The organism is Azospirillum humicireducens (assembly GCF_001639105.2).
GTDB classification, from domain to species: domain Bacteria; phylum Pseudomonadota; class Alphaproteobacteria; order Azospirillales; family Azospirillaceae; genus Azospirillum; species Azospirillum humicireducens.
Map to the genome: position 1 here is coordinate 13414 of NZ_CP028902.1, position 25125 is coordinate 38538.

Annotated in this window: 18 protein-coding genes; 12 read left to right on the forward strand and 6 right to left on the reverse strand. The window is 68.2% G+C overall.

The features are described 5' to 3' along the window. The first annotated feature begins 77 nt into the window (after positions 1-77). Positions 78-224 (forward strand): hypothetical protein, encoded by a 147-nt coding sequence (locus A6A40_RS30990; protein ID WP_167562477.1) that lies wholly within the window; start codon positions 78-80, stop codon positions 222-224. Positions 225-866: 642 nt separating this feature from the next. Here the strand turns inward: A6A40_RS30990 and A6A40_RS14780 are convergent. The 3 genes from A6A40_RS14780 to A6A40_RS30705 all read right to left on the reverse strand — a co-directional run bounded on the left by A6A40_RS14780 (position 867) and on the right by A6A40_RS30705 (position 5259). Continuing rightward, positions 867-3365 (reverse strand): hybrid sensor histidine kinase/response regulator, encoded by a 2499-nt coding sequence (locus A6A40_RS14780; protein WP_146191564.1) that lies wholly within the window; start codon positions 3363-3365, stop codon positions 867-869. 391 nt (positions 3366-3756) lie between these two features. Next, positions 3757-4956: an alpha-hydroxy acid oxidase gene (locus A6A40_RS14785; protein WP_108547235.1), complete on the reverse strand. Its 1200-nt coding sequence runs from the start codon at positions 4954-4956 to the stop codon at positions 3757-3759. A gap of 129 nt (positions 4957-5085) precedes the next feature. Beyond that, positions 5086-5259, reverse strand: a complete 174-nt coding sequence (locus A6A40_RS30705; RefSeq protein WP_158279292.1) for a hypothetical protein — start codon at positions 5257-5259, stop codon at positions 5086-5088. 254 nt (positions 5260-5513) lie between these two features. On the opposite strand from A6A40_RS30705, the gene A6A40_RS14790 reads away from it, so the two are divergent. Then, a complete protein-coding gene (locus tag A6A40_RS14790) occupies positions 5514-6845 on the forward strand; it encodes a nitrate regulatory protein (protein WP_108546705.1) in 1332 nt (443 codons plus the stop codon). Positions 6846-6857: 12 nt separating this feature from the next. On the opposite strand, the gene A6A40_RS14795 is transcribed toward A6A40_RS14790, so the two are convergent. Genes A6A40_RS14795 through galE form a run of 3 tightly spaced genes read right to left on the reverse strand, consistent with a single transcriptional unit; the run spans position 6858 to position 9722 of the window. Continuing rightward, positions 6858-8063 (reverse strand): DUF2336 domain-containing protein, encoded by a 1206-nt coding sequence (locus A6A40_RS14795; RefSeq protein ID WP_236783802.1) that lies wholly within the window; start codon positions 8061-8063, stop codon positions 6858-6860. 35 nt (positions 8064-8098) lie between these two features. Further along, positions 8099-8668, reverse strand: coding sequence for a MarR family transcriptional regulator (locus A6A40_RS14800; protein ID WP_108547236.1), 570 nt, complete (start codon positions 8666-8668; stop codon positions 8099-8101). A 40-nt stretch (positions 8669-8708) separates the two neighbouring features. Next, complete coding sequence (gene galE / locus A6A40_RS14805; RefSeq protein WP_108546707.1) at positions 8709-9722, reverse strand: UDP-glucose 4-epimerase GalE; 1014 nt, start codon at positions 9720-9722, stop codon at positions 8709-8711. 550 nt (positions 9723-10272) lie between these two features. On the opposite strand from galE, the gene A6A40_RS14810 reads away from it, so the two are divergent. The 10 genes from A6A40_RS14810 (at position 10273) to A6A40_RS14855 (ending at position 25084) form a co-directional block, all read left to right on the forward strand. Further along, positions 10273-11997 (forward strand): type I secretion system permease/ATPase, encoded by a 1725-nt coding sequence (locus A6A40_RS14810; RefSeq protein ID WP_108546708.1) that lies wholly within the window; start codon positions 10273-10275, stop codon positions 11995-11997. Continuing rightward, positions 11994-13349 (forward strand): HlyD family type I secretion periplasmic adaptor subunit, encoded by a 1356-nt coding sequence (locus A6A40_RS14815; protein WP_108546709.1) that lies wholly within the window; start codon positions 11994-11996, stop codon positions 13347-13349. The genes A6A40_RS14810 and A6A40_RS14815 overlap by 4 nt, the downstream gene beginning before the upstream one ends. 643 nt (positions 13350-13992) lie before the next feature. Beyond that, positions 13993-14814 (forward strand): calcium-binding protein, encoded by an 822-nt coding sequence (locus A6A40_RS14820; protein ID WP_108546710.1) that lies wholly within the window; start codon positions 13993-13995, stop codon positions 14812-14814. A gap of 131 nt (positions 14815-14945) precedes the next feature. Further along, the gene (locus A6A40_RS14825) at positions 14946-17225 is read left to right on the forward strand and encodes a glycosyltransferase (RefSeq protein ID WP_108546711.1); all 2280 of its coding nucleotides are present in this window, start codon (positions 14946-14948) and stop codon (positions 17223-17225) included. Beyond that, a complete protein-coding gene (locus tag A6A40_RS14830; protein ID WP_108546712.1) occupies positions 17222-18049 on the forward strand; it encodes a class I SAM-dependent methyltransferase in 828 nt (275 codons plus the stop codon). Before A6A40_RS14825 ends, A6A40_RS14830 begins: the two co-directional genes overlap by 4 nt. Next, complete coding sequence (locus A6A40_RS14835; RefSeq protein ID WP_236783803.1) at positions 18046-19434, forward strand: glycosyltransferase family 4 protein; 1389 nt, start codon at positions 18046-18048, stop codon at positions 19432-19434. The genes A6A40_RS14830 and A6A40_RS14835 overlap by 4 nt, the downstream gene beginning before the upstream one ends. Further along, entirely contained in the window at positions 19431-21638 is a 2208-nt protein-coding gene (locus tag A6A40_RS14840; protein ID WP_108546713.1) for a hypothetical protein, read from the forward strand. The genes A6A40_RS14835 and A6A40_RS14840 overlap by 4 nt, the downstream gene beginning before the upstream one ends. 52 nt (positions 21639-21690) lie before the next feature. Then, positions 21691-23004, forward strand: coding sequence for a glycosyltransferase family 4 protein (locus tag A6A40_RS14845; protein ID WP_108546714.1), 1314 nt, complete (start codon positions 21691-21693; stop codon positions 23002-23004). A gap of 71 nt (positions 23005-23075) precedes the next feature. Continuing rightward, on the forward strand, positions 23076-24263 hold the full coding sequence (locus A6A40_RS14850) for a polysaccharide pyruvyl transferase family protein (protein WP_108546715.1): 1188 nt from the start codon (positions 23076-23078) through the stop codon (positions 24261-24263). A 35-nt stretch (positions 24264-24298) separates the two neighbouring features. Then, positions 24299-25084, forward strand: coding sequence for a hypothetical protein (locus A6A40_RS14855; protein ID WP_108546716.1), 786 nt, complete (start codon positions 24299-24301; stop codon positions 25082-25084). The last annotated feature ends 41 nt before the right edge of the window (positions 25085-25125 follow it).

Below are 25125 nucleotides of genomic sequence, written 5' to 3' on the forward strand. Positions count from 1 at the left end.
GCGCAGGAGTCCGCAGAACAAGAGTCCGGCCACCCCGGTCGGGTGGCTGCAAGAGGTTAGGGAAAGGGTTGGTCACCATGCTTTGCAACATCGTCACGGTCGCCTCGCTTGGCGTCCTCCTGCTGTCGGGCATCGGCTTCAGCGTTACGAAGCCGCCGAAGCAGGACCGCGAACAGCGTGTCGACATGCCGCGCCGCGTGCTTGACGAAAACATTATGGGCTGACGCCCGCCCTCACCGCCTCGGGCGGAGGGCATGATGGGGGAGGGGGGAGGCGCTGCGCACGCCGGTTCGACGGCGCCGGCCCCCCGATCCCGGCCTTGCTTCCCCGAAGGGAGGCGAGGGAGCAAGTCCAGTGCAAATCTCGATCTGTGCATAAGGCCGGCCGGTGTCCTTCGCGATGGTCTGGACCACGTTGTAGACGGGCGTTCCGCGCAGCGTCGTCCCCGATAGGTCCCGTGATGGGCATGGCCATGCGCGATGGTGCGGACATTGTCGAAGCGGTCGATGGTCTCGGCCAGCCGCGAAGATCCCAGGAGCGGGAAGATCGCGGTCGGCTCCCCCTCCACCGTCGCCGCGATGGAAGCATCGTGCAGCGTCACGAACACCCGTTCGGTGTCCAGCTGGCGCAAAGCGCTATCCCGTCGCATCGCCTCGTTCACCGCTTCATGCACGAACTGCTTGATCGCCGGCTCGCCGACGCTGTCCAGCATCCGCTTGCCGAACCCGCGGCCTTCACGGAGTTCGCTCATGAACCACTCCCCCAATGCATCGGCGTTGCGCGCCAGGATGGCACGTTGCCCCGATACAACAGGGCAGGGGGCAAGCGTTGCAGGGGGCGGTGGTTCCGTTCGGCCGCCCGAGCCGTCACCCCGCTCGCAAAAGGATGGAGAGCTGGTCGGCGAGAGCCTGCGGCCTGAAAGGCTTGTGCAGAACCGCGCAGTGTTCGATCCCATCCGGCTTGTCGGCATATCCGGTGATGAGCAGGACAGGCAGTTCCGGTGCGAGGCGCCGTGTCTCCTGGATCAGGGCGACGCCGCTCATTCCGGGCATGGCATAGTCGGTGATCAGGACGTCGACCGCCTCGGCGTCCTGAAACACCTGCAGCGCCTCCACCCCGCTCGCGGCGGCAAGCACATTGTAGCCGAGCATTTCCAGAACGGCCGAGGCGCCGGTTCGGACCAGATGGTCGTCGTCGGCCAGCAGCACGACCTTGCGGGTTGCCGGCATCGGAGCGGGTGAGGGCGCCGCTGCCACCGCTTCGGCCTCCCAGGCGCGTGGGATGAAGATGGTTACGGTGGTGCCGGTGCCGGCCTTGCTTGCCATCGTCACCCCGCCGCCGGACTGGGCAGCCATTCCATAGACCATCGACAGCCCGAGCCCCGACCCCCTGCCGATGTCCTTGGTGGTGAAGAAGGGTTCGAAGGCCCTGGCCAGGGTCGGCCCGTCCATGCCTGTTCCGGTATCGGCAAGGGTGATCGCCACATAATCGCCGGGAGCCAGATCCGCCGGGCGTCCGGGTTCGCCCTGCCGCCGGATGGCCACATTCTCGGTGCGCAGCGTCAGAACCCCGCCCTGGGGCATCGCGTCCCTGGCATTGATCGCCAGATTGAGGATCGCCGATTCCAGCTGTGCCGGATCGACCATCGCCGGGGCCGTGTCCGCCGGCACGTCGATGTCGAAGTGGATCAGGCCGCCCAGCGTGCGTTCGAGCAACGGCTGCATGCCCTCCACGAGGGAAAGCAGCCGTGTCGGCTTCGGCGTGAGCATCTGGCGCCGGGCAAAGGCAAGCAGCGAATGCGTCAGCTGGGCACCGCGCGAGATGGCCTCCTCCGCGGCGGTGAAGAGGCGGCGCGGCGGACCGTCCGGAACATACCGGTCCAGCACGGCGAGACAGCCGCCGACTCCCTGCAGAAGGTTGTTGAAGTCGTGCGCCATGCCGCCGCTGAGCTGACCGACGACCTCCATCTTCTGCGCCTGCACCAGCTGGGCGGTGCGCTCCTGAACCAGCCGTTCCAACTCCTCGCGCGAGCGCTCAAGAACGGCCTCGGCCTCGCGCTGCTCGGTCACGTCGGTATGGACGCCGACCCACTCGCGGATCGCCCCGCCGGACTCGATCAGCGGGATGGCCCGGATGCTGAAACGGCGCCAGACGCCGTCATGCCGCCGCACCCGATGTTCGAAGATGAAGGTCCGACTTTCCGCCACCGCGGCTTTCCAGGCGTCGATGCTCGCCTGGGCGTCGTCGGGATGGACGGCGCGGGCCCAGCCATAGCCGCGGTACTCGTCATAGGACTGCCCGGTGAGCGCGGACCAGCCGGGCTGCTCGCCCTGCATCTCGCCACGCGCATTGTTGGTCCACAGGATGCCGTTGACGGCCTGAACGGCGGCCCGGAAGCGCTCCTCGCTCTCGCGCAGCGCGGATTCCGCAGCCCTGCGGCACTCAACGTCGATGAGCACGCCCGGAAAGTTCAGCGGCGTGCCGTCGGGGGCATGCTCGACCCGGCCGTTCGCTTCGATCCAATGGTAGCGCCCGTCATGGCGGCGCACCCGGTATTGATGCGCATAAGCCCCGCCGCGTCCGATCACCTCGGCGATTGCCGCCATCAGGCCGGGCTTGTCGTCGGGATGGACCGTCGCGACGACCTGTTCGATGCCGAGGCCCGTGCTGCAGACCTCCGAAGAGAGCCCGAACGACCGGGCGAACTGTTCGTCCGCCGTGAAATGGTCGGTCGGCAGATGCCAGAACCAGGTCCCGATGATGGCGCCCGCATCGAGGGCAAGTTGCACGCGCTGTGCGTCGGCGCGGGCGCGGGCCTCGCTTTCCACCAACCGGCGCTGCATCATCACCCGGTCGGTGATCTCGGTGCAGGCGCAGAAAAGACCGGCCACCGAATCGCCATCGACCCTGAGAGGTGAGTAGAAGAAGGAGAAATGGGTTTCTTCCCGGTAGCCGCGGCGCTCAATGAAGAGCGTGATGTCATCCATCTGCACCGGTTCGCCGCGATAGGCCTTGCCGACGAGATCCTCGAGATCCCCGCGTATCTCGCTCCAGACATCGAGAAAATCCTTCCCCATCGCCTGCGGATGCTTGTTGGCGAGGATCTCGGCATAAGGCGTGTTGTAGATCAGCGTGCGCTCGGCTCCCCAGATGACGAACATCGGCTGGTTCGAGCCGATCAGGACGCCGACCATCGTCTTGAGGGGCTGGGGCCAATGATGCGGAGGCCCCAGAGACGTGTTCGCCCAGTCCTGCGCCAGAATGAACTCGCCGGCAGTCCCGCCACCGGACAGGAAAGCCAGGGCGGCCCCATCATGTGCGGACGGCTGGCCGTCGTCATCCGCAGGGTCGAGGGAAGATGTCAACTGCGGTCTCGTCGGTCGATGCCATCATGGCGGTACTATGCCATGATATCGGGAAAGCAGCTTGCACTTTCTTTCATCCCATGTGGGTGCATCTTTATCGCCAAGGCTTTTCCTTGACTTAAACTTGACGATATTGGTCTTGTGGGATCGGGAATTGACTGCTTTCGCGGGCGTCATTGTTGCGGGATTGAAATATTGACGAACTTCCCATCGCGCGGCCACGGTTCCGTTGGTCGGCCGCCCTCCCGCAGCGGCCTCTCGGAACGATGATCCTGCATCGTAGAACAAAGCCCTGCACGCGAATGGGTTGGGCGGGGTCGAACGACGCGGAGCAGACCTTCCACGCCACTCCATCCCGCCACCCCGTGCCCGAGGGCCATCGGCGGACCGGTCAGATCCCGAATTCGGGCTTCCCCGCCAGGATGTTGGCAGTGACGTCCTTGATGTCGCGCAGGCCGCACATCGCCATGGTGACGTCCATCTCCTTGCGGATGATCTCCAGGCACTGGGACACGCCGGCCTCGCCGCCGGCCCCCAGGCCGTAGAGGAAGGCGCGGCCGATGAAGGTGCCCTTGGCGCCCAGCGCCAACGCCTTCACCACGTCCTGGCCGGAGCGGATGCCGCCGTCCATCAGCACTTCGATCCGGTCGCCCACCGCTTCGACGATGCCCGGCAGAGCTGCGATGGAGGAGATGGCGCCGTCCAGCTGCCGCCCGCCATGGTTGGAGACGATCAGCGCGTCGGCCCCGGTTTCCGCCGCCATCACCGCGTCCTCCGGGTCGAGGATGCCCTTCAGGATCAGCTTGCCGCCCCAGCGGTCGCGGATGCGGCGCACGTCGTCCCAGTTCAGCGTCGGGTCGAACTGCTCCGCCGTCCAGGAGGACAGCGACGACAGGTTGCTGACCCCGGTGGCGTGGCCGACGATGTTGCGGAAGGTGCGGCGGTGGGTGCGCAGCATGTTGATCGACCAGCGCGGCTTGGTCGCCATGTCCAGGATGTTGCCGATGGTCAGCTTCGGCGGGGTGGACAGGCCGTTCTTGATGTCCTTGTGGCGCTGGCCGAGGATCTGCAGGTCGAGCGTCAGCACCAGCGCCGAACAGCCGGCCGCCTTGGCGCGGTCGATCAGCTTGTCGATGAAGGCGCGGTCGCGCATGACGTAGAGCTGGAACCAGAAGGGCTTGTCGGTATTCTCCGCCACATCCTCGATCGAGCAGATGCTCATGGTCGACAGCGTGAAGGGGACGCCGGCCTTGGCCGCGGCGCGGGCGGCCAGGATCTCGCCGTCGGCATGCTGCATGCCGGTCAGGCCGGTCGGGGCCAGCGCCACCGGCATCGCCACCGGCTGGCCGACCATGCTGCTGGCCAGCGTCCGGTTGGTCATGTCCACCGCCACGCGCTGGCGCAGCTTGATCCGCCCGAAGTCGGACTCGTTGGCGCGGTAGGTCGACTCCGTGTAGGAGCCGGAATCCGCGTAGTCGTAGAACATCCGCGGCACGCGCCATTCCGCCAGCTGCCGCAGATCCTCGATGCAGGTGACGGGCCGGTCGGTGAACAGGTTCGCCCAGCGCGACGGCGGCCGCGACGAGGGCATGCGAACGGAGGTCATGGGGCGTGTCTCAACGGTTGCGCGTGAAACGAAGGGGGTAGGATTTGGCCATCCCCTCCGCGCACCGTCAAGCATGCCCTCGCCCATCGCTTGCAGAATCCGCCCGTCCACCGGTCAGCGCGCCGGCTTGGCCTTGCGCTTCGGCTTGGACGTCTTGGGCGGCGTCATCATGGATTTCAGGACCGCCGACTGATTGCGTTTGGCTGCCGACATGGAGGCGGTGGTCCACGCGCCGGTGGCACGGTTGGCCCAGGACAGCCAGGCGCTCATGAAGGGATTCTTGGCCATGGCGGAACGACTCCGGGACGGTTGGGGTGCCGACTCAACAGCGGTGGCGGAGTGTTTGTTGCGGCGCACACTGTTTGGCCGGTCCTGTGCGCAAAATTTCAGCGAATTCGCCGCATTCTTAGGCAATCGCATGAGCTGGAAGCAGCCGGCTTGCGGTGTGGAAGCCCTTCTCCCCTTGTGGGAGAGTGGCCTGTTTTTGCTGGCATATGGGTTGCTTAACCGGTGAAGGGTGCAGCGCAGGGGGATCGGGCCGGATGGCTACACAGCAGGAAGCCAAGGACGGCGGAGCTGGCACCGTGGCCGCGCGGTTCCTGCGCACCGCCAAGCTGTGCCGCATCCGCGACGTCGAACAGCTTCTGGCGGTCAGCGCGCTGGTGCGCGACATGAGCGGGCTGATCCACGCGCTGCAGAAGGAACGCGGCGCCTCCTCCATCTATCTCGGCTCCAGCGGAAAGCGCTTCGCCGAGGATCGCGCCCGTTGGCAGGCCGACGCCAAGGCGCTCGAGGCGGTCCTGCGCGACCGGCTCGACCATGTCGACGAGCAGCTCGGCCGCCTCGGCTCGGGGGCGCAGTTCTACAACCGGGTCGCCATCGCCCTGCATGCGCTGGACGGGTTGCCGGCGCTGCGCGAGCAGGTGGCGTCGCTGGCGCTGGTGCCGCAGGACGCCGTGAAGTGCTTCACCGACATCGTCGGCCATCTGCTTGCCGTGGTGTTCGAGGCGGCGGACATCGCCGCCGATCCGGCGATCTCCCGCGCGCTGGTGGCGCTGTTCAACATCGTGCAGGGCAAGGAGTTCGCCGGGCAGGAGCGGGCGACGGCCAGCGCCGGCTTCTCGCGCGGGCGGTTCGACGGGGCGGAGCATGGCCGGCTCGCCCGGCTGATCGACGCGCAGAACCGCGCCTTCCGCATCGTCGCGGAGTTCGCCGAACCCGCCCACGCCGCCGCTTTGCGCGCCGCCCTGTCGGATCCGGCGGTGGCGGAGGTGGAGCGGATGCGGGCGGTGGCGCTCGGCGACGGTGCCCGCCATGGCGAACTGTCGGGCATCACGGCGGAATCCTGGTTCGAGCAGGCCACCCGGCGTGTGGATCTGCTGAAGACGGTGGAAGACCGGCTGACCGAGGATCTGCGCCTGCTGTGCGAGGCGAAGCTGGTGCAGGCGCGTGCCGACCTGGAGCAGGGCGACCTCTGCGGACATGATGCGGTGATGCCGGTCGCGATGGTGCTGGTGGGTGCCGATCCGGCCCTGCCCGGACAGGATGGCTCCGGGCTCTACGCGCCGGACGGGCTGCGGCCGAAGCTGATGCGCTCCGTGCTCGACGTCGTGCAGGCGCAATCGCAACGCCTGCGCGACGTCAGCCTGGAACTGGAAACGGCCAAGGCGGCTCTGAACGAGCGCAAGGTGATCGACCGCGCCAAGGGCCTGCTGATGTCCACCCGCAACCTGTCGGAGGAGGAGGCCTACAAGCTGATCCGCAAGACGGCGATGAACCAGAACAAGCGCATCATCGAGGTCGCCGAGGCCATTCTCAGCATGTCCGACATCCTGCGTGGCGTGACGGCTGGCGGAGGGACGGGCGGAAGCTGACGAAGGCTTCGCTCACTGCACCGTCCGCACCGGGGAGAAGGGCAGGCCGGCCTGATCCAGCGCCCGGTCGATCACCTCCTCCGACTTCTGGTCGAACAGCTGCAGCAGCAGGTCGTCGACCATCCAGTCGTTGGTGGGGGTGCAGGCGGTGAACAGTTCGCTGATGACCTCCGACTGGAAATCCTCGCGCCGGTTCTCCTCGCCCTCATAGTCCAAACGCTTGGCGACGCCGACCGCGACCTGGAAGGGATGGGTCAGGCCGGGGGCGACGGCCGCCTTCTTCAGCAGCGCCGCCATGCCCAGCTCGCCGTCGTCCCAGGCCAGCCGGCGGGCATTCTCCGCCGGGATGCCGGCGCGCAGCGCCATGCCGGAGACGAACAGCGACAGGTCTCCGGCGCACAGCGCCCGGAACAGCAACACGGGCGTCAGGCGACGGTTGGTGTGCAGCCACTGGATCGCCGCGTCGATGTCCTCGGCGCCGCGCAGCACCGGGCGCAGCAGCCGCATGGTCGCCGCCTCCCGCCCGCGCTCCACCAGCCGTTCGACCAGTTCGCGCGACAGGCCGTGCGCCTGCATCAGGGTGGTGCGCATGTTGTCCGACACGAAGGCGACCACCCGCTCCACCATCGCCAGCGACAGGCCGGGACGGGTCGCCGCCGCCTCGCTGACCATGCGGACGCGGCCGAAGCGGTCGAGCGCGCGGTTCATCGCGCTGTCCGGAACCTCGGCCCCGTCGTTGCGCAACAGGGCGGTGACGGCGACGACGTTGCCGCGCTCCGCGATGGCTCCCGACAGGCGGGCCGACACCGTCGACCGGCTGGCGACCGCCACATGCTTGCCGGAATCCGGATCGGACAGCACGTCCAGCAGCAGGTCGTCGGTCAGCCCCGCCGCGTCGCGCAGGATCGGGAAGGCCACCCGCCCGACATCGCGGACCAGCCGCTCGGCCAGTTCCCCGGTCAGCAGGGGGCTGTTGCGCAGTTGCCAGGCCACCGCCTCGCGCACCGCGACCTGGGCGTCCCCGGCGAAGCAATGCACCACCTCGATCGCCAGCGACCGTTCGGCCGGGCTGAGCGCGCCGGCCTCCAGGTCGTGGAACAGCTTGTTCATCGTCTCGATCCGCGTCTCCGCGGTGGGCGAGGTCAGCAGGCGTTCGACATCCCGCGACGACAGGGCGTTCGGGTTGGGCGCGTCTGGTTGGGGGGCGACATGTGGCATCGGGGCACCCGGCTGCGGCATCGGTCGAAAACCCATCAATCGAAATCGAGGCAGGAATAACGGACCATGTCGCCCCACAGCCGGTCGAGCCGGCGGAGCGTGCGGTAGCTGGCCTTCAGGTCGCGGGCCTCGGTCTCGTTGCGCACCAGCGCCTCGGCCTGGGCCTGTTCCATCCGCCGCAGCCCCTCCCACAGCTCCCGCCCCTTGTCGGTCAGCTGGAGCCGCGCGGTGCGGCGGTCGCGCTGGTTGGCGGCGCGGTTGATGTAGCCGGCATCGACCAGGATCTTCAGGCTGTAGGACGCGTTGGAGCCCAGGTAATAGCCGCGCTCCATCAGGTCGCGGACCGACAGTTCGTCCTCGCCGATCAGCATCACCATCAGCGCCTGGACCGGGCCGATGTCCTCGATGCCCTGCTTGGACAGGCCGACGCGCACGACGTCCAGGTAACGGCGGTGCATCCGCTCGATCAGGCGGGCCATGCCGTGGAAGTCGGCGAGGTCGAGCTCCTCGCCGGGCTTCCGGGCGGGTTCGCCGCCCGGCTTGTCCTCCGGTCCCGGTTCGGGCGCGTCGTCATCGTCCCAGTTCAGGTTGCTCATCGCGTCCATGATCCCGGCTCTGCCATTGCCGCCATCCTTCTCGTTCCACTCACTCCGCTGCGGCGGCGAGGCCGCGGAACCCATGCGGGTGCGCGCTGCGCCACGCCCAGGCGCCGGCGATGATGCTGTCCAGGTCGGGAAAGCGCGGCTCCCAGCCGAGGTCGCGGCGGATGCGCTCCGACGAGGCGATCAGCACCGGCAGGTCGCCGGGCCGCCGCGGGCCGACCTTCACCGGCACCGTCCGCCCGGTGATGCGCTCCACCGACGAGATCACCTCGCGCACGCTGTAGCCGGTGCCGTTGCCGAGATTGTAGCGGACCGACCGCTCCTCCAGCGCGTCCAGCACCCGAAGATGGGCGTCGGCCAGATCGCAGACATGGATATAGTCACGGATGCAGGTGCCGTCGCGCGTGTCGTAATCGTTGCCGAAGATCTCGATGTGCGGACGCTTGCCGGTGGCGGCATCCATCACCAGCGGGATCAGGTGCGTCTCCGGGCTGTGGTCCTCGCCCAGCTTTCCGTTCGGATGCGCTCCGGCGGCATTGAAGTAGCGCAGGCAGGCGGAACGCAGGCCGTGGCAGCGGTCGGCCCAATGCAGGGCGCGCTCGATCATGAACTTCGATTCGCCATAGGGGCTGCCGGGATCTACCGCCTCATCCTCGTCGATGGGGATCCGCTTGGGCGAGCCGAACAGGTTGGCGGTGGAGGAGAAGACCAGCTTTCTCACCCCGGCCGTCACCGCGGCGCGGATCAGGTTCAGCGAGGTGACACTGTTGCCGTGCAGGTAGGCGTGCGGGTCGCGCATCGAGTCGCCGACCACCGACAATGCTGCGAAATGGAACACCGCATCGAAGCGCCATTCCGAGAAGACGCGGGCCAGCGCCGTCTCGTCGGCGAGGTCGGCCCTGACGAAAGCGGCCTCGGGTGGAACGGCGGCGGCATGGCCCTGACGCAGATTGTCGAACACCACGACGCGATGGCCATGGTCGAGAAGCTCCGCCACGCAATGGCTGCCGACATATCCGGCGCCGCCTGTGACGAGGATGGTCTTCGGGGTCGTCATGGATCGGGTTTCCTTAAGCCGGCTTCCGGGGAACCGGAATTCGGGCCGCAACCGGAGACGGGCGGCCGGCATGGTGGAAGGAAAGGGGGAGCGGGGCAGGGGCGGGTTGGGGGGGAACCCGGCGCCCTGCGCAATTCATCGCGGCGCAGCATGCACGATAACCAAGCGCTCTGACCAGATGGCTGGAAACCCCACCCAAAACGGCCTAAGACCTTAGGTGAAGTGCCGAATACAGAAGAAAAATCAACCGTTTGACGGCTGTCTGACACCCCTTTTGCGGGAGATTGAAAGGGGTAGGAGCCGAAACTTGTCACACGTCTCTAAAATGTTCCCGGTGTAAGGCTTGGGCGTGCCAGATCCGCCGACGCCTCCCCCCGCGTCCTGACCGGCCATTCATAGGCGCCCGCTCCTCCAACGGACCGGCCGCATCCGGCGCCCCCCGGCCGGCTTCCTGTCCAGCGCATCATCCGCCGGCAGATTTTTCCGTTTTCCTCCTCCCGAGTTCCAGCGCCGCCTCGACCGGCCAATCCTCCACCAGGAAGGATCGAAGATGAGTTCCGTGGATCGGCCCCTGCTGACCCAAGCCTACCGGAAGATCGGGCATGGCCTGCTGCTGGCCGGCATCCTCAGCCTGTTCGTCAATCTCCTGATGCTGGTGGTTCCGCTCTTCACCATGCAGGTCTACGACCGCGTGATGAGCAGCCGCAGCCTGGAAACGCTGACGATGCTGGCGATCATCGCGGTGGGGGCGCTGGCGCTCTATGGCGTGCTGGACTTCATCCGCGCCCGCGCCTTCCTGGTGACCAGCGCCGTGATCGCCCACCGCTTCAACGTGCCGGCGCTGGAGGCGTCCATCGTCGACGCGCTGTCGGGCGGGCCGCGCAACGCGGCGCAGACCATGCGCGACCTGAACGACCTGCGCGCCTTCATGACCAGCAGCGCCGTGACCGCTCCGCTGGAGCTGGTCTGGGCGCCGATCTTTCTGGTGATCCTGTTCCTGCTGAACCCGGTCTACGGCTTCCTCGCCATCGGCTCCGCGCTGGTCCTGATGGTGATGGGGGTGCTGACCGATGCGCTGACCCGGCGGCCGATGGCCGAAGCGAACGAGGCGTCGGCCCGCGTCTTCGCCGACATCGCCGGGACCGTCCGCCATGCCGAGGCCATCGAGGCGATGGGCATGCTGCCGGCCCTGGCGCGGCGCTGGCAGGTGGCGCAGAGCGGATCCGCCGGCATGATCGACCGCGGCGCAACGACGTCGCGCGCATTGGCCGCGGCGTCGCGCTCGCTGCGCCTGATGCTGCAGGTGGGCGTGATCGCCGCCGGCGCCACGCTGGTGATCGACAATCTGGCGACCCCCGGCAGCATGATGGCGGCGAGCCTCATCACCGGGCGGCTGCTGCAGCCCTTCGAACAGCTGGTCGACGGCTGGCGCCAGTGGGTCAAGGCGCTGGAGGCGCACCGCCGCATCCGCGACCTGTTGAACAACGGCGCTTCCGCCCGCTCCACCATGCCGCTGCCGGCGCCGCAGGGGACGCTGGCGGTCGACCGCGTCAGCCATGTGCCGGCCGGCCTGAACCGCCCGGTGCTGCGCAACGTCTCCTTCGCCGCCGGGGCGGGGGAGGTGCTGGGCATCATCGGGCCGTCCGGGGCCGGCAAATCGACGCTGGCCCGCCTGCTGGTCGGCGTCTGGCAGCCGACCGCCGGCGGCATCTATCTGGACGGCACCAGCACCTATCTGTGGGAGCGCGAGAGCTTCGGCAAATATGTCGGCTATCTTCCGCAGTCTGTGGCGCTGCTCGACGGCACCATCGGTGAGAACATCGCCCGCATGGCCAACGCCGATCCGGCGGAGATCGTCCGCGCCGCCCGGCTGGCCGGCGTGCATGAGATGATCGGCCGCCTGCCCTTCGGCTACGACACGCCGGTGGGCGAGAGCGCCTTTTCCCTGTCCGGCGGACAGCGGCAGCGCATCGCGCTTGCCCGCGCCCTGTTCGGCCGGCCCCGGCTGCTGGTGCTGGACGAGCCGAACTCCAACCTCGACCATGAGGGCGAGCAGGCCCTGCTGAACGCCATCCATAAGGTGAAAGCCGACGGCACCACCGTGGTGATGATCGCCCACCGCCCCTCCATCGTCGCGGTGGCCGACAGGCTGGTGGTGATGAAGGAGGGTGCCGTCGAGCATTTCGGCGCCCGTGCCGATGTCCTGAAACTGGTTCAGCCGGGCGGCGTTCCCGCCGGCGTGACCAGACTCGTCCGCAGTGGAGAGCAACGATGACCAGCGAAACGCCAGCTCTTGCGGCTCCGAAGGTCTGGACGGCGACCATCGACGTGGCTCCGGCCGAACCGTCGCTGCGCAGCACCGCGCTGGCCGGAGCATTGGCCGTGCTGGTCGGCTTCGGCGGCTTCCTGACCTGGGGCTTCACCGCCAGCCTGGACAGCGCGGCACTCGCCGCCGGCACGGTGATGGTGGAAAGCCACCGCAAGACCGTCTCCCACCTGGAAGGGGGCATCCTGCGCGACCTGCTGGTCAAGGACGGCGACCTCGTGCGGGCGGGCCAGGTGCTGCTGCGGATGGATTCGACGCAGAGCCAGGCGGTGGTGTCGCAGCTGCAGGGCCAATACTGGACGGCGCTGGCCCGGCTCGGCCGGCTGCGGGCCGAACAGTCCGACGGCCCGAAGCCGCTGTTCAGCGAGGATCTGGTGAAGGCGGCCCGCGACAATCCGGTGGCCGCCGAGGCGATGGCGGTCGAGGAACGGCTGTTCCGTTCCCGGCTGGACAGCCACGAGGCGCAGATGGGCATCCAGCGCCGGCAGATCTCCCAGCTGCGGGACGAGATCGCGGCGCTGGAATCCCAGCGCGTCGCCACCGCCGACCGGCTGCGCTACACCCGCGACGAATTGCAGGTGGTGCAGGGCCTGCTGGCGAAGGGCTACGAGCGCAAGCCGCGCCTGCTGGAGCTTCAGCGCAACGTCGCCGATTCCGAAGGACGGCTGGGCGAGCTGATGGCGAACAAGTCCAAGGCGGAACAGGCCATCGCGGCGGCCGAGCTGACCATGATCAACCTCGGCAACACCCGCCGGTCCGAGGTGGCGGTCGATCTGCAGACGGCCCAGGCCAGCGTCTCCGACCTGTCGGAACGCCTGCGTAGCGCCGACGACATCCTGCTGCGCCAGGCGGTCACGGCTCCGCAGGCGGGGCGGGTGACGGGCCTGCGATTCTTCACGACCGGCGGCGTCATACCGGCCGGCGCCGGCATTCTCGACATCGTGCCGCAGGACGATGCCATGATCGTCGAGGCAAGGGTTTCCCCCCACGACGTGCAGAATGTGGAGGTCGGCAGCAAGGCGATGGTGAAGCTGACCGGTTATCGCCAGCGCTCGGTGCCGCCGGTGGCCGGGCAGGTGCTGTCGCTGTCGGCCGATCAGCTGGAGGACGAGCGCACCGGCGCCTTCTATTTCGCCGCCCGGATCAGCATGGATGCGGCGGAATTGAAGGCCTTGCCGGGTGTCGATCTGCATCCCGGCATGCCGGCGGAGGTGATGATCCATGGCCATGCCCGCCGCGCCATCGACTATTTCCTGACTCCGCTGACGGATGGAATGCAGCGGGCCTTCCGCGAGAAATAGACGGTATGCCCGTCCCTCCGGCCCTCCCCCGTTGGGCCGGTGCGGGCTGGGACCGCGGGCATGTGGGTCCATCCCCCGCAAGCGGTCCCGTGAAAGGGCCGGCGTCCCCCACGCCGGCCCTTTTGCCATTCCATGTCGGGTCCATGAGAGTTTTACTGTGCCGAAATCGGCTTTTACTTGCATATGTGAGTATTCTGCGAAGGGCGCCCACGGGTGCAATGGGCAAGGTTCCCTGCAAGACACGATGGCGGCCGGCCACCGAATCCACCGGCGCGCCGACCCCGTGGCATTATGTGGGCGAACTGATTTTTAAAAACCATCTCTTAACCAAGAGAACTTTTCCTGGTGATCCGATGGGTTGAGGGCAATCCAGAGTTTGGAAGTGAGTCTGACCAACATTATTTAAAATAGGAACTGCTTAGAATTTCGAAGCAATTCAGACTAACTCTCTTTTTGAAAATACAGACAATGCGTTGTTCTGTGAGATTCTTCTGTTCTGACTCAACTTTTTCTTCCAAAGGCCCGTCTTTTATCACACTATCCACCCGATAGTTTTGGTTACACCGAAAGGCGAGCTCAGCCTTTCGAGCGAGGCCGAAAGACGGCCCAAAAATCCCAATCACATCGCAAGGAGACACCTACGATGGCTACGGTTCCTGGGGGCAGCTACGACGACGTGAAGATCGGCGGCAATCACGCCGATCTTCTCGACGGCGGGCAGGGTAACGATTTGTTGCTGGGGGGCAACGGCGCGGACACCCTGCTCGGCGGCGATGGACATGACGCTCTGTTCGGGGGGAACGGTGCGGACGTGATCCATGGCGGCACCGCGGCGGATATGCTGCTGGGGGGTAACGGCAACGACATCATCGACGGCGGTTCGGGCGACGACATCATCCTGGGGGGGAGCGGTGACGACGTTCTGATCGGCGGAGCCGGGCGCGACGTTCTGGACGGCGGCACCGGCGACGACGTGCTGTCCGGGGGGGACGGCAACGACATGCTGACCGGCGGCAAGGGTGACGACATCCTGGTCGGCGGCGGCCATGACGACATCCTTGACGGTGGCAAGGGCGACGACATCCTGCATGGCGGCACCGGCAACGACGTGCTGATCGGCGGCGACGGCGACGACACCCTGTTCGGCGACGACGGCAACGACCGTCTGGAAGGCGGCAAGGGCGACGACCTGCTGTCCGGCGGCGCCGGGCACGACGTCTTCATCTTCTCCGGCGGCGGCGGCCAGGACGTGGTCCTGGATTTCAAGGCCGGCGAGGACGTGCTGCAGATCGCCCGCAACATCAACGGCCTGAAAGTGACCGACGCCGCCGATCTGGCCGCCCGCGTCACCGACCAGCATGGCGACGCCGTGATCGACCTCGGCCATGGCGACAGCATCACGCTGAAGGGCGTCTCGGCTGCGGACATCCACAACCACCCGAACGACTTCTTCGTCATCCACTAACCGGGCACCGATCGAGCTGAGCTTTCAAAGCGACGCCCGAGAGGGACGGACCGGTGGTGTGAAGGCCGCCGCCGGTCCCCCTTTGCCTGAGTTCCGCCTTTCAAACCACCGACGCTGCCGGAATCCAATCCATGACCGTCATCGCCGTCCTGCCGAATTCGGTGTCGATCGCCCCCGCCCAACGTCTGGCACTGGGCCGCCGCTTCCTCCTCGTCGCCTGGACGATGGATGGCGCGGCCGATGCCGTCGGTTCGATCACGCCGAGCGTCGATGGCGAGCCGGTGCGTCCGCCCTTCACCACCCTGACCATCGACAGCGGCTGGGGCGCCCGCCGCGTCCTGTCGATCCTGCCGGCACCGCGCGACCCGCGGATGCCCATCCATTTCATCGCCAACAACCGCGTGATCGCCGAGCTTCGCACCGAATCCGGTGCCGCCGACCTTGATCCCGCCGGGCTGTTGGGCAGCCTGGAGGGTGCCGGGCGGCTGCGGGTGTTGCGCTTCCTCTTCGATTTCGCCTGCTCCACCCCGGCGCTGCGCCGCGATGCCGCGTTCGCCGCGCTGTGCCGCCGGCTGGTGCTCGACCGTGCGGCAGAGCCGGCGATGCTGGCGGTCCGCGCGACGGCGGGCGGCGGCCTGCTGCTGTGCGCCGGGGTGCTGTCCGGCCGCTTCGGGGCCATCACCGGTCTGGTGGTGCTGTCCCCCGATGCGGTGGCGCGGGCGCCCTTCGACGCCTGCATCGGCGCCGATCCGGCGGGGCAAGGGCGCATCGCCTTCGATCTGCTGATCGACCGCGGGCTGTGCGCGCCGGGCAACCTGCTGGTGGTGCTGGGCGCCAACGGCGTCGCCTGCCGCCGCTTCCCCGAGGAAGGCACCGGTCTGCCGACCCTGACCGACCGGCTGAACGCCCGCCCCGACACGCCGGCCGCGCTCCGTCATTACCTGTTGTCCTGCCTCGCCAAGCGTGGCCGCAGCGATGCGTCGGCCGCGTCGGCGGTCAGCGAACTGCAGGCGTTGGCCCCGCTGCCGCGCCGTCAGGCCGCCGACGCCAGGCGGCCGATCGGCGCCTCGCTCGATCTGGCGGTTCCCACGGCTGACGGCGGTCTGTTCCTCTCCGGCTGGCTGCATGATCCGCATGGGCTGGCGACGGAACTGGCGGTCCACACCCCCTTCGGCGGCGAACGCCGGGTGGAGCGCTTGCCGCACCGCTTCCCGCGCGAGGATGTCGCCAAGCTCTATGGCATCAACGGCATCGACCGCAGCGGCTTCGTCATCCATCTGCCGGGGATTCCCGAACCGGCGGAGGCGCTTCAGGTGACGGCGGAGCTTCGGCTGGCGTCCGGCGGCGCGCTGCGCCTCGTCCCGCCGCCGCGACCGCGCGCTGATGCCGACGCCCGCGCCGCCGTGCTGGGCAGCCTGCCGCCGCGCTTCGCCACGCCCGAACTGCTGGAGACCGTCATCGGCCCGGCCGTCGCCCCGCTGCACGCCGCCCATCTCGCCACCCGCGGCGAACCGGAACTGGTCGTCTATGGCGAGCGCAAGGCCAAGCCCGCGGTGTCGGTCATCATCCCGCTCTATCGCACGCTGGAGTTCCTGCGCTTCCAGATATCCAGCTTCGCCACCGACCAGGATATGGCCGATGCGGAGCTGGTCTTCGTGCTCGACAGCCCGGAGCAGCGCGACGAGGTGGTGCATCTGCTGCGCGGCTTCCATGGCCTCTACGGCCAGCCGATGCTGCTGCTGGTGCAGAGCGCCAATTACGGCTATTCGGCCGCCAACAATGCCGGCGTGGCCGTGGCCCGCGCCAACCGCCTGCTGCTTCTCAATTCCGACGTGGTGCCCGACCGCGCCGGCTGGCTGCCGCAGCTGGTCGCGGCCCTGGAGGAGCGTCCCGGCATCGGCGCGGTCGGACCGAAGCTGCTGTTCGACGACGACAGCCTTCAGCATGCCGGCCTCTACTTCGACCGCGACCTGCAGGGCGCCTGGTACAACCATCACTACTTCAAGGGCCTGCCGCGCGACTTCGCCGCCGCCTGCCGCCCGCGCCCGGTTCCCGGCGTCACCGGCGCCTGCCTGCTGACCACGCGCGCCGCCTACACCGCTGCCGGCGGCTTGTGCGAAGACTACATCATCGGCGACTTCGAGGATTCGGACCTCTGTCTGCGCATCCGCGGCCAGGGTCTCGACATCCGCTATGCCCCGTCGGTCGAACTTTACCATCTGGAACGCCGCTCCATCGGCCGGCACCAGGGTTACACCCGCGGAGTCGCCTCCGAATACAACCGCTGGCTCCATGGCCGCCGCTGGGCCGACCGCATGGCCGAACTGATGGCGCGCGACTGGTGCGCCGACGACGAGGCACACCCCTCCAGGACCGGCAGCAGCCGCAAGACAGCACAGGTGACCCGATGAACGCGATTCTGCCGACCCCGCAGCTTGCCGTCCTGCGCCGCCAGACCGATCCGCGGCTGGAATGGCTCTGCGCCCAGATCGCGCGCAACCGCTTCCTGCCGGTGCCGCCGCCCGAACTGCATTTCATCGGCGACGGCGATTTCCGCGCAATCGGGGCGGAGTTCCTGCGCCATTTCGTCCGTCTCGGCGGCCTGCGCCCCGACCACACGGTGCTGGAGATCGGCTGCGGCGTCGGCCGCATGGCGCTCCCGCTGACGCAGTATCTGGACGGGTCCTACGACGGCATCGACATCGTGCTGGACGGCATCCGCTGGTGCGCCTCGACCATCACGCCGGCCTATCCGGAATTCCGCTTCCACCATCTCGACGTCGCCAACGGCCTGTACAATCCCGACGGCCGGATCGAGGGGGAGACGGCGACGCTGCCCTTCAAGGCGAGCGCTTATGACTTCGTCATCCTGACCTCGGTCATCACCCACCTGCGCACGGCAGATACCGAGCGTTACGCGGCGGAGATCGCGCGGGTGCTGAAGCCGGGCGGGCGCTGCTTCCTCAGCCTGTTCCTGGCCGATGCCGCCGCGCGCGCCGGCATTGCCAAGGGCACCGCTCGCCCGGCCTTCCGTGACGCGCCGGGCGTGGAGTTGCTGGCAGATCCGGAGCATCCCAACGCCGCCGTCGCCTATGACGAAGAGTTCCTGCTCGACCGCTTCGCCGCCCATGGCCTGCGCCCCGCCCGCGCCGTGATGCGCGGTCATTGGAGCGGCCAGCGCGAGGCCGAGAATTTCCAGGATCTGCTGGTTCTGGAGAAGGGGACCGCGCCATGAGCCGGCGCCGCCTTCCGCTGCTCCCCGCCAATCAGGCCGCCCGTCCCGCTCCGCGCCAGCCGGCGCGTCCGCTGGTGGCCGCCCGGCCGCCGCGGGTGCTGCTGATCGCGCACAACCACCCGAGCCTGCATCCCGGCGGCACCGAGATCTTCGCGCACGAGCTGTTCGGCGGCCTGAAGGCTGCCGGCGCCGAGTGCCTGTTCCTGGCCTGCACCAACGACATCCACCGCGCGCCGCGCCCCGGCACCGGCTTCCAGACGCTGGGCCGCAGCGCCGACGAGGTGCTGCTGTGGGCCGGTCATTTCGACCATTTCCACCAGAGCCAGATCGACCTGCACGGGCTGGTCCCCGACCTGTCGAACCTGCTGCGCGCCTTCCGGCCGGACATCGTGCATGTGCATCACACGCTGCTGCTGGGCGTGGAGATGCTGTTCCTGATCCGCCGTGTCTGCCCGGATGCCAAGATCGTCTACACCCTGCACGACTATTACCCGATCTGCGCCAATGACGGACAGATGGTCACCCCGCCGCGCGGCGAGGACGGGACGCGCACGCTCTGCACCAGGGCGTCGCCGGACGCCTGCCGCCGCTGCTTCCCCGACCGGCCGGCCGACCAGTTCCTGCTGCGCGAGAAGCACATCAAGGCGATGTTCGGGTTGGTCGACCGCTTCCTGGCGCCCAGCCGCTTTCTGCGCGACCGCTATGTCGCCTGGGGTCTCGATCCCGCCCGGATCGAGGTGATGGCGAACAGCCGCCCCACCGTGGATCCTGCCCCGGCGCGCGACCTCGCCCCCGGTGCGGCACGCGACGCCTTCGCTTATTTCGGCAACCTGAACCCGTTCAAGGGCGTCACCGTGGCGCTCGATGCCATCGCCCGTATGGCGCGCCAGGGGCTTTCCCCGTCGCTGGCCGTCCATGGCGGTAGCCTGTACCAGACGCCGGAGTTCCGCCAGCGCGTGGCCGACGGCTTCGAGGCGGCGCGCGGTCTCGCCACCGCCCATGGCCCCTACCGGCCGCAGGAGATGCCGGCGTTGATGGCCGCCGCCGACTGGGTGGTGATGCCGTCGATCTGGTGGGAGAACGCGCCCCTGGTGATCCAGGAGGCCTTCCAGCACCGCCGCCCGGTCATCGTCAGCGGCATCGGCGGCATGGCGGAGGCGGTACGCGACGGTGTCGACGGCCTGCATGTCTGCCCCAACGACCCCGTTGACCTCGCCCGCGTCATGACCCGCGCCATGACCGAACCCGGCCTGTGGGAGCGGTTGTCGGCCAACATCCCCGCCGTCCGCCCGACGGAGGAGGCCGCATCGCTCCACCTCGCGCTCTACGGCGAACTGCTCTCACCAACGCCCGCCGCTCTTATCCAGGGGAACCGCACCCGATGAAGGACCGCAGCACCAAGGCCGACGTCACTGCCGCCGTCCTGCTGGACGAGGACACTCTGATGCTGTTCGGCGCCATCGACCAGCCCCTGCCGGCCGACAGCGTGGTGATGCTCGACGGCATGATCGACGGGCGTTTCCGTGGCGGCTGCTGGGTCGACGGAGCGGGGGAGCGCTGGTTCCTGGGCGCCATCCGCGTCACCGGGCTGGCCCACATGCGCCCGTCCCGCATCGAGATCGAGGATGCCCAGGGCAAGCATCTGCTGCTGCCCCGCCTGTCGAACGTCCGTACCAACCCGGCTCATCTGGTCGCCGCCTTGCGCGAGGTGCAGCCGCAGTCGCTCGACACTGCATTGGATGTCGCCGTGACCCTGCTGTCCGGCCCGGCGATGGGACAGGGCGAAGCGGGGGAGGGCCACCGCCGCACCCGCCTGCTGTCCGGCTTGGCGCATGAGGCGTCCCGCCCGGATGGCTTCGCCGAGGTGCTGGGCCGCTTCCGCGACGGCGCGCTGATGGTGCAGGGCTGGTCGCACGGCTTTCCGGCCGGCGCCGCCCATGTGTTGCCCCATGTGCTGGTCGAGGCCGAGGAACTGCGTCCCCACGCCATCGCCGCTGCCCCGTTCCACCGTCCGGACCTGCCCGACGATGCCGCCGGCCTGCTGACGGTTCTGGAAGGGCCGGTCGCCCCTCCCGACAGTATCCGCCGCATCCATTTCCGCGCCGCCGACGGCTGGCGCCATCTGGCGATCTTCGAGCATCGGCAGCTTCTGGCCGACGGCGTCGCCTCCGCCCATGCCCGCGACATGCTGGGCCAACTGCAGGGAGATGCCGCCCGCCGCGGCATCGCCGCCGCCATCGCCGCCCGCTACAACGGGGTCGAGACGGTGTCGCAGCTGCAGGCGCCGGTGCGCATGGGGCTGGACATGGCGGTGCGGGTGCCGGGCGCCGGCCTGTTCGTCTGCGGCTGGCTGCTCGACCCCACCCAGGCGGTGCGGGCGGTGACGGTGAAGTGCGGCGGCATGACGGCGCGGCTGGACGCCGACTGGTCGCGGCTGGCCCGCAAGGACGTGTCCGACGCCTTCGCCCATGACCCGCTGTTCTCCGGACGCCTGATGCCGGGCAACGACGCTCACGGCTTCACCGCCTTCGCCCGCGAGCCGGCCGGCATCGCCGCCGACGCCGAATTCCACCTGGAACTGACGCTCGCCGACGGCATCGCCTTCCTGCCGCTGCCCTGCCAGCCGCCGACCGGCGATTCGCTGCGCCGGATGCTGGGGGCGGTCAATCCCGACAGCCCGGCCATCGACGGCATCGTCTCCACCCACCTTGGGCCGATGCTGCGTTGCGCGGCGTCCGGTCGTGAAGCGTCGTCCTCCGTCCTGCATCCGATGGGCCGCGCGCTGAGGAGTCCGCGCGTGTCGGTGGTTCTTCCGGTCTGCGACGGTCGTCAGGATGTCGACCTCAACCTCGCCCGCATGGCGAACGACCCGGACTTCGCCGAGGCGGAGATCCTGGTGGTGGCCGGCGCCGGCACCCATGAGCGGCTGGCCGGCATGGTCCGGCAGGCCGCCGGCTTCTACCGTCTGGCGGTCGGCTTCGTCGCCGCGCCCACGGCAGCCGATCCGTTCGAGGCGGTGGCGGCATCGCTGCCGCATGCGCGGGCCGACCGTGTCCTGCTGCTGTCGCCGTCGGTGCTGCCGACCGAGCGCGGCTGGCTGTCGGCACTGGAACGGGCGATCCGCAAGCCGAACGCCGTCGGCTCCGCCGCGCTGGCGCCGGTGATGGTCAGCCCGACCCTGCTGTACGAGGACCATTCGGTCCGCTTCGCCGGCATCGTCGCCGTGGAGGGGCCGGGCGGCACGATCACCTACGAACGCCGCTTCGTCGGCTATCCGCGCGATTGGCTGAAGGAACAGGAGGCTGCGGCGGTCGATGCCGCCTCCGCCGACTGCGCCCTGCTGCCGCGCGAGCTTTTGGCCCGCGCCATGGCCGAGGGTGGCCGCTATCTCGGGCTGGAGCCGAAGGGGCTGGATTTGTGCCTGCGGGTGCGGGCGGCCGGCGGTTCCTGCCTGTGGCTGCCGAAGGTCCGGCTGGTGGCGCTCGACGAGCAGTCCCACCACGCCCGCGACCCCCGGCTGGAGCGCATGAGCGCCCTGGTCGACGAATGGAGCTTCGCGGAGCGCTGGAAGGCGTCGATCGCGGCTTAATGCATCGCTTCTTCAACCACTTCCCCTCTCCGCCCCGGAAAACGGTCACCCGATGAGCAAGACCAAGCGCGCGCTGATCATCAGCCATGGCCACCCCTCCTTCTCGCTGGGCGGGGGTGAGGTCGCCTCCTACAACCTGCACAACGGCCTGCACGATCTGCCGGGCTGGGAAAGCCATTATTTGGCCCGCGTGGCGCCGCCCATCGCCCAGCATCGCGGCTCCGCCCTGATGGCGCTTCGCCAGAAGGAACGGGAGGTGCTGTATTACGCCAACGACTACGACCATTTCCGACTGTCCAACCGCAACCTGCCGGGGTTGGAGAAGGACTTCGTCCGCTATGTCCGCGACCTTCAGCCGGATGTGGTGAACTTCCACCATTTCCTGGGGCTGGGGATCGAGACCATCCAGGCGGTGCGGCAGGCGCTGCCGCGCGTGCCCATCGTGGTGACGCTGCATGAATATCTGTCGATCTGCCACCACCATGGCCAGATGGTGAAGACCAGCCGCAATGCGCTGTGCTACCGCGCCAGCCCGGCCGACTGCGCCGGCTGCTTCCCCCACATCGGCGAGGCGGAGTTCTTCAAGCGCGAGCTGTTCCTGAAGACCTTCCTGGAGCAGGCGGACTTCTATGTCAGCCCGTCGAACTTCCTGATCGACCGCTATGTCGACTGGGGGTTGCCGCGCGAGAAGTTCCGCATGATCGAGAACGGCCTGACCATCGAAGGCATCGCCCCGCCGCGCCCGGTCGCCCGCGGCGGCAAGCGCAACCGCTTCGCCTTCTTCGGCCAGCTGACCGAGTTCAAGGGCGCCCATCTGCTGGTGGAGGCGGTGTCGCGCCTCTCCGACAAGGCCTGGGGCGAGGACGGTGCGCTGATGATCTTCGGCGGCAACCTGGAACGCCAGCCGGAGGCCTATCAGAAGCGCTTCAACGACGCGGTTGAGAAGGCTGGCGACCGGGTTCGCTTCTATGGCAGCTACCGCTCCGCCGAGCTGCCGGGCCTGATGAAGGACGTCGATTGGATGGTCATCCCGTCGATCTGGTGGGAGAACTCCCCCGTCGTCATCCAGGAGGCCTTCCTGCATGGCCGTCCGATCATCGCCAGCAACATCGGCGGCATGGCGGAGAAGGTGACCCATGGCGTCGACGGCCTGCATTTCCGCAACGGCAGCGTCGAGGATCTGGTGGACCGCATGACGGAGGCGCTGACCTCGCCCGACCTGTGGGACCGCTTGCGCCTGCGCATCCGCCGCCCCATCGACCGCGCCGAATGCGCCCGCCAGCATGCGGAGCTGTTCGACGCGCTGCTGGCCGCCGGCGGCGCCGCACCCTCCATCCCGGAACGCGCGGTGGCGCAACGTTCCTGACCGACCTGCGCCCGGTTCCGCGCCGGGCCCGCACCCCATCCCCATCGTCGCCCAACCCAGGGAGAGCCGCCGTGGCCAATATCCTCGTCATGATTCCGTCGGGCGAAGTCTACGATCACGACTGCGTGCGCTGGTACAGTTACCAGGACATTCAGCGCAGCATCGGTCATTATCACAACATCGGCGACGCCTTCGTCTTCGACTCCTCGTTGAAGCTGCTGACCTACGACAAGCTGGATGTGCTGGAGATCCGCGAATTCCGGCAGGAGGCCGTCGACCGGATCAATGCCGAGTATGATTACGTCTTCCTGCGCGGCAGCAACTACATCCACGATTCGATGGACTGGCCGGCGGCGACCATCCAGGTGCTGGCCAAGCTGCGAATCCCCGTCATCGCCTTCGGCGTCGGTGCCCAGGCGCCGGCGACCGGCAAGCTGACGCTGACCGAGGAAAGCAAGCGCATCTGGCGGATGATCGCCGACAGGTCGACGACGCTCGGCGTGCGCGGCACCTACACCGCCGAAGTGCTGTGGGACCTCGGCATCAAGAACACCCGCATCGTCGGCTGTCCGACCGCCTTCCGCAACCGCGATCCGGAACTGCGCATCGACCTGCCGGCTCTGGACAGCGTGCGCAAGGTCGGCATCACCATGCGCCGCGAAGTCTCCAAGCATTATTCGCCGGACGTGCGCAAGTATCTGGAACGGCACCGCGACTTCGTGAAGGACATCTCCCGCCGCTTCGACACCGTGCTGATGATGCAGGGCGAGGTGGAGGAGAAGAAGCTGCTGTGGGGCACCGGGGAGCAGAAGGCGGAGGCCTGGACGCACCTGCATGACAGCGCCTGGCTGAAGCAGTGGTATTTCGACGACGAGATGGACACGCTGTACCGCGAGCGCCTGTGGTACTCGGACGTCGTCGCCGATTACGAGAGCCTCGTGCGGTCGAAGGATCTGGTGCTGGGCTACCGTCTGCACGGCAATCTGATGGCCCTGTCGAACGCCACGCCGTCGGTCTATTTCAGCTATGACAGCCGCACGGCTGAGTTCGCGGAGACCTTCGCGATCCCCTGCTACAACGTCTACTCGGACAAGCCCTTTGTCCTTGAGGAATACTGGGACCAGAGCCTGTTCGAGAAGTTCAACCGCACCTACTACCAGCGCTATCGCGACATGCGGGAATTCCTGGACGAGAATTACGTCCCCCACCGCATGCCGAGCCATACCCTGCGCCGCAGCACCGAGCGCAAGGCGGCGTGAGCCCGCAAATCCCCACTCCAACCGGAACGGGTCCGATGTCTGCCACCGCAAAGATCGTCGAGCTTCACGACCCCGCCGCCGCGGCCGAGGCGCCGCAGGGGGCGGCCATCGTCGGCCACATCGACGCCCTGCAGGGCGGGCGCGTCTTCGGCTGGGGCTGGGACGGCAATCATCCCGGCGACCGGCTTGAGGTGGAACTGCGGCTGGAGCGGGACGGCGGTCCGCCGGTGACGCTGGCGCGGGTGCTGGCCGACCGGCCGCGGGCCGATCTGGCCGGCGGCGGCATCGGCGACGGCGCGCACGCCTTCGAAGCCGAACTGACCCTGCCCGAGGGGGCCGATCCGTCGCGGGTGGTCGCCGTCGTCCGCTCGCCCTCCACCGGCGAGACCGTGACCTTCGCGCAGCCCAACCCGGAGGACCAGCGGCTCGACCGCCTGCTGGGGCCGCATCTGCAGCGCATCGGCGAGCGGATCGACGCGCTTCGCCGCGACCAGCGCCAGCTTGCCGCGTCCCAGCAGACCCTCGGCCGGCTTCTGCGCGATGCCGGCGAAGGGGTGGCGGCTCTGCGCACCGACGCCACCCGCCTGGAAACTGCGCAGGCGGAGCGGACCGAGACCCTGGCCGCAACCCTGCAGGAGCTGACAGAGCGCGTCGGCGGTCTGGAGGTGTTCCTGATGAGGATTGACCAGACCCTGCGCGGGCTGGATGGCGCCGCAGCCGAAAAGAGCCCTCGGGCGGGCTGGTCGCCGTTGCTGACCGTGCTGGGATCGACGGCCGGGGCCTTCATCGCCGTGCTGGCCGGCTGGTTGACGCTGCATTGAGCGGCAAAGTTCCGCTAGTTCTACTGTGTCATAAAACCTGG

Bases quoted from the DNA above. Each gene is read 5' to 3' on its own strand.
- A6A40_RS14835 (WP_236783803.1), top strand. From the start codon at position 18,046: ATGAGCCGGCGCCGCCTTCCGCTGCTCCCCGCCAATCAGGCCGCCCGT.
- A6A40_RS30705 (WP_158279292.1), bottom strand. From the start codon at position 5,259: ATGGCCAAGAATCCCTTCATGAGCGCCTGGCTGTCCTGGGCCAACCGT.
- A6A40_RS14790 (WP_108546705.1), top strand. From the start codon at position 5,514: ATGGCTACACAGCAGGAAGCCAAGGACGGCGGAGCTGGCACCGTGGCC.
- A6A40_RS30990 (WP_167562477.1), top strand. From the start codon at position 78: ATGCTTTGCAACATCGTCACGGTCGCCTCGCTTGGCGTCCTCCTGCTG.
- A6A40_RS14800 (WP_108547236.1), bottom strand. From the start codon at position 8,668: ATGGACGCGATGAGCAACCTGAACTGGGACGATGACGACGCGCCCGAA.
- A6A40_RS14825 (WP_108546711.1), top strand. From the start codon at position 14,946: ATGACCGTCATCGCCGTCCTGCCGAATTCGGTGTCGATCGCCCCCGCC.
- A6A40_RS14820 (WP_108546710.1), top strand. From the start codon at position 13,993: ATGGCTACGGTTCCTGGGGGCAGCTACGACGACGTGAAGATCGGCGGC.
- A6A40_RS14830 (WP_108546712.1), top strand. From the start codon at position 17,222: ATGAACGCGATTCTGCCGACCCCGCAGCTTGCCGTCCTGCGCCGCCAG.
- A6A40_RS14815 (WP_108546709.1), top strand. From the start codon at position 11,994: ATGACCAGCGAAACGCCAGCTCTTGCGGCTCCGAAGGTCTGGACGGCG.
- A6A40_RS14855 (WP_108546716.1), top strand. From the start codon at position 24,299: ATGTCTGCCACCGCAAAGATCGTCGAGCTTCACGACCCCGCCGCCGCG.
- galE (WP_108546707.1), bottom strand. From the start codon at position 9,722: ATGACGACCCCGAAGACCATCCTCGTCACAGGCGGCGCCGGATATGTC.
- A6A40_RS14785 (WP_108547235.1), bottom strand. From the start codon at position 4,956: ATGCCCTCGTCGCGGCCGCCGTCGCGCTGGGCGAACCTGTTCACCGAC.
- A6A40_RS14810 (WP_108546708.1), top strand. From the start codon at position 10,273: ATGAGTTCCGTGGATCGGCCCCTGCTGACCCAAGCCTACCGGAAGATC.
- A6A40_RS14840 (WP_108546713.1), top strand. From the start codon at position 19,431: ATGAAGGACCGCAGCACCAAGGCCGACGTCACTGCCGCCGTCCTGCTG.
- A6A40_RS14845 (WP_108546714.1), top strand. From the start codon at position 21,691: ATGAGCAAGACCAAGCGCGCGCTGATCATCAGCCATGGCCACCCCTCC.
- A6A40_RS14795 (WP_236783802.1), bottom strand. From the start codon at position 8,063: ATGCCACATGTCGCCCCCCAACCAGACGCGCCCAACCCGAACGCCCTG.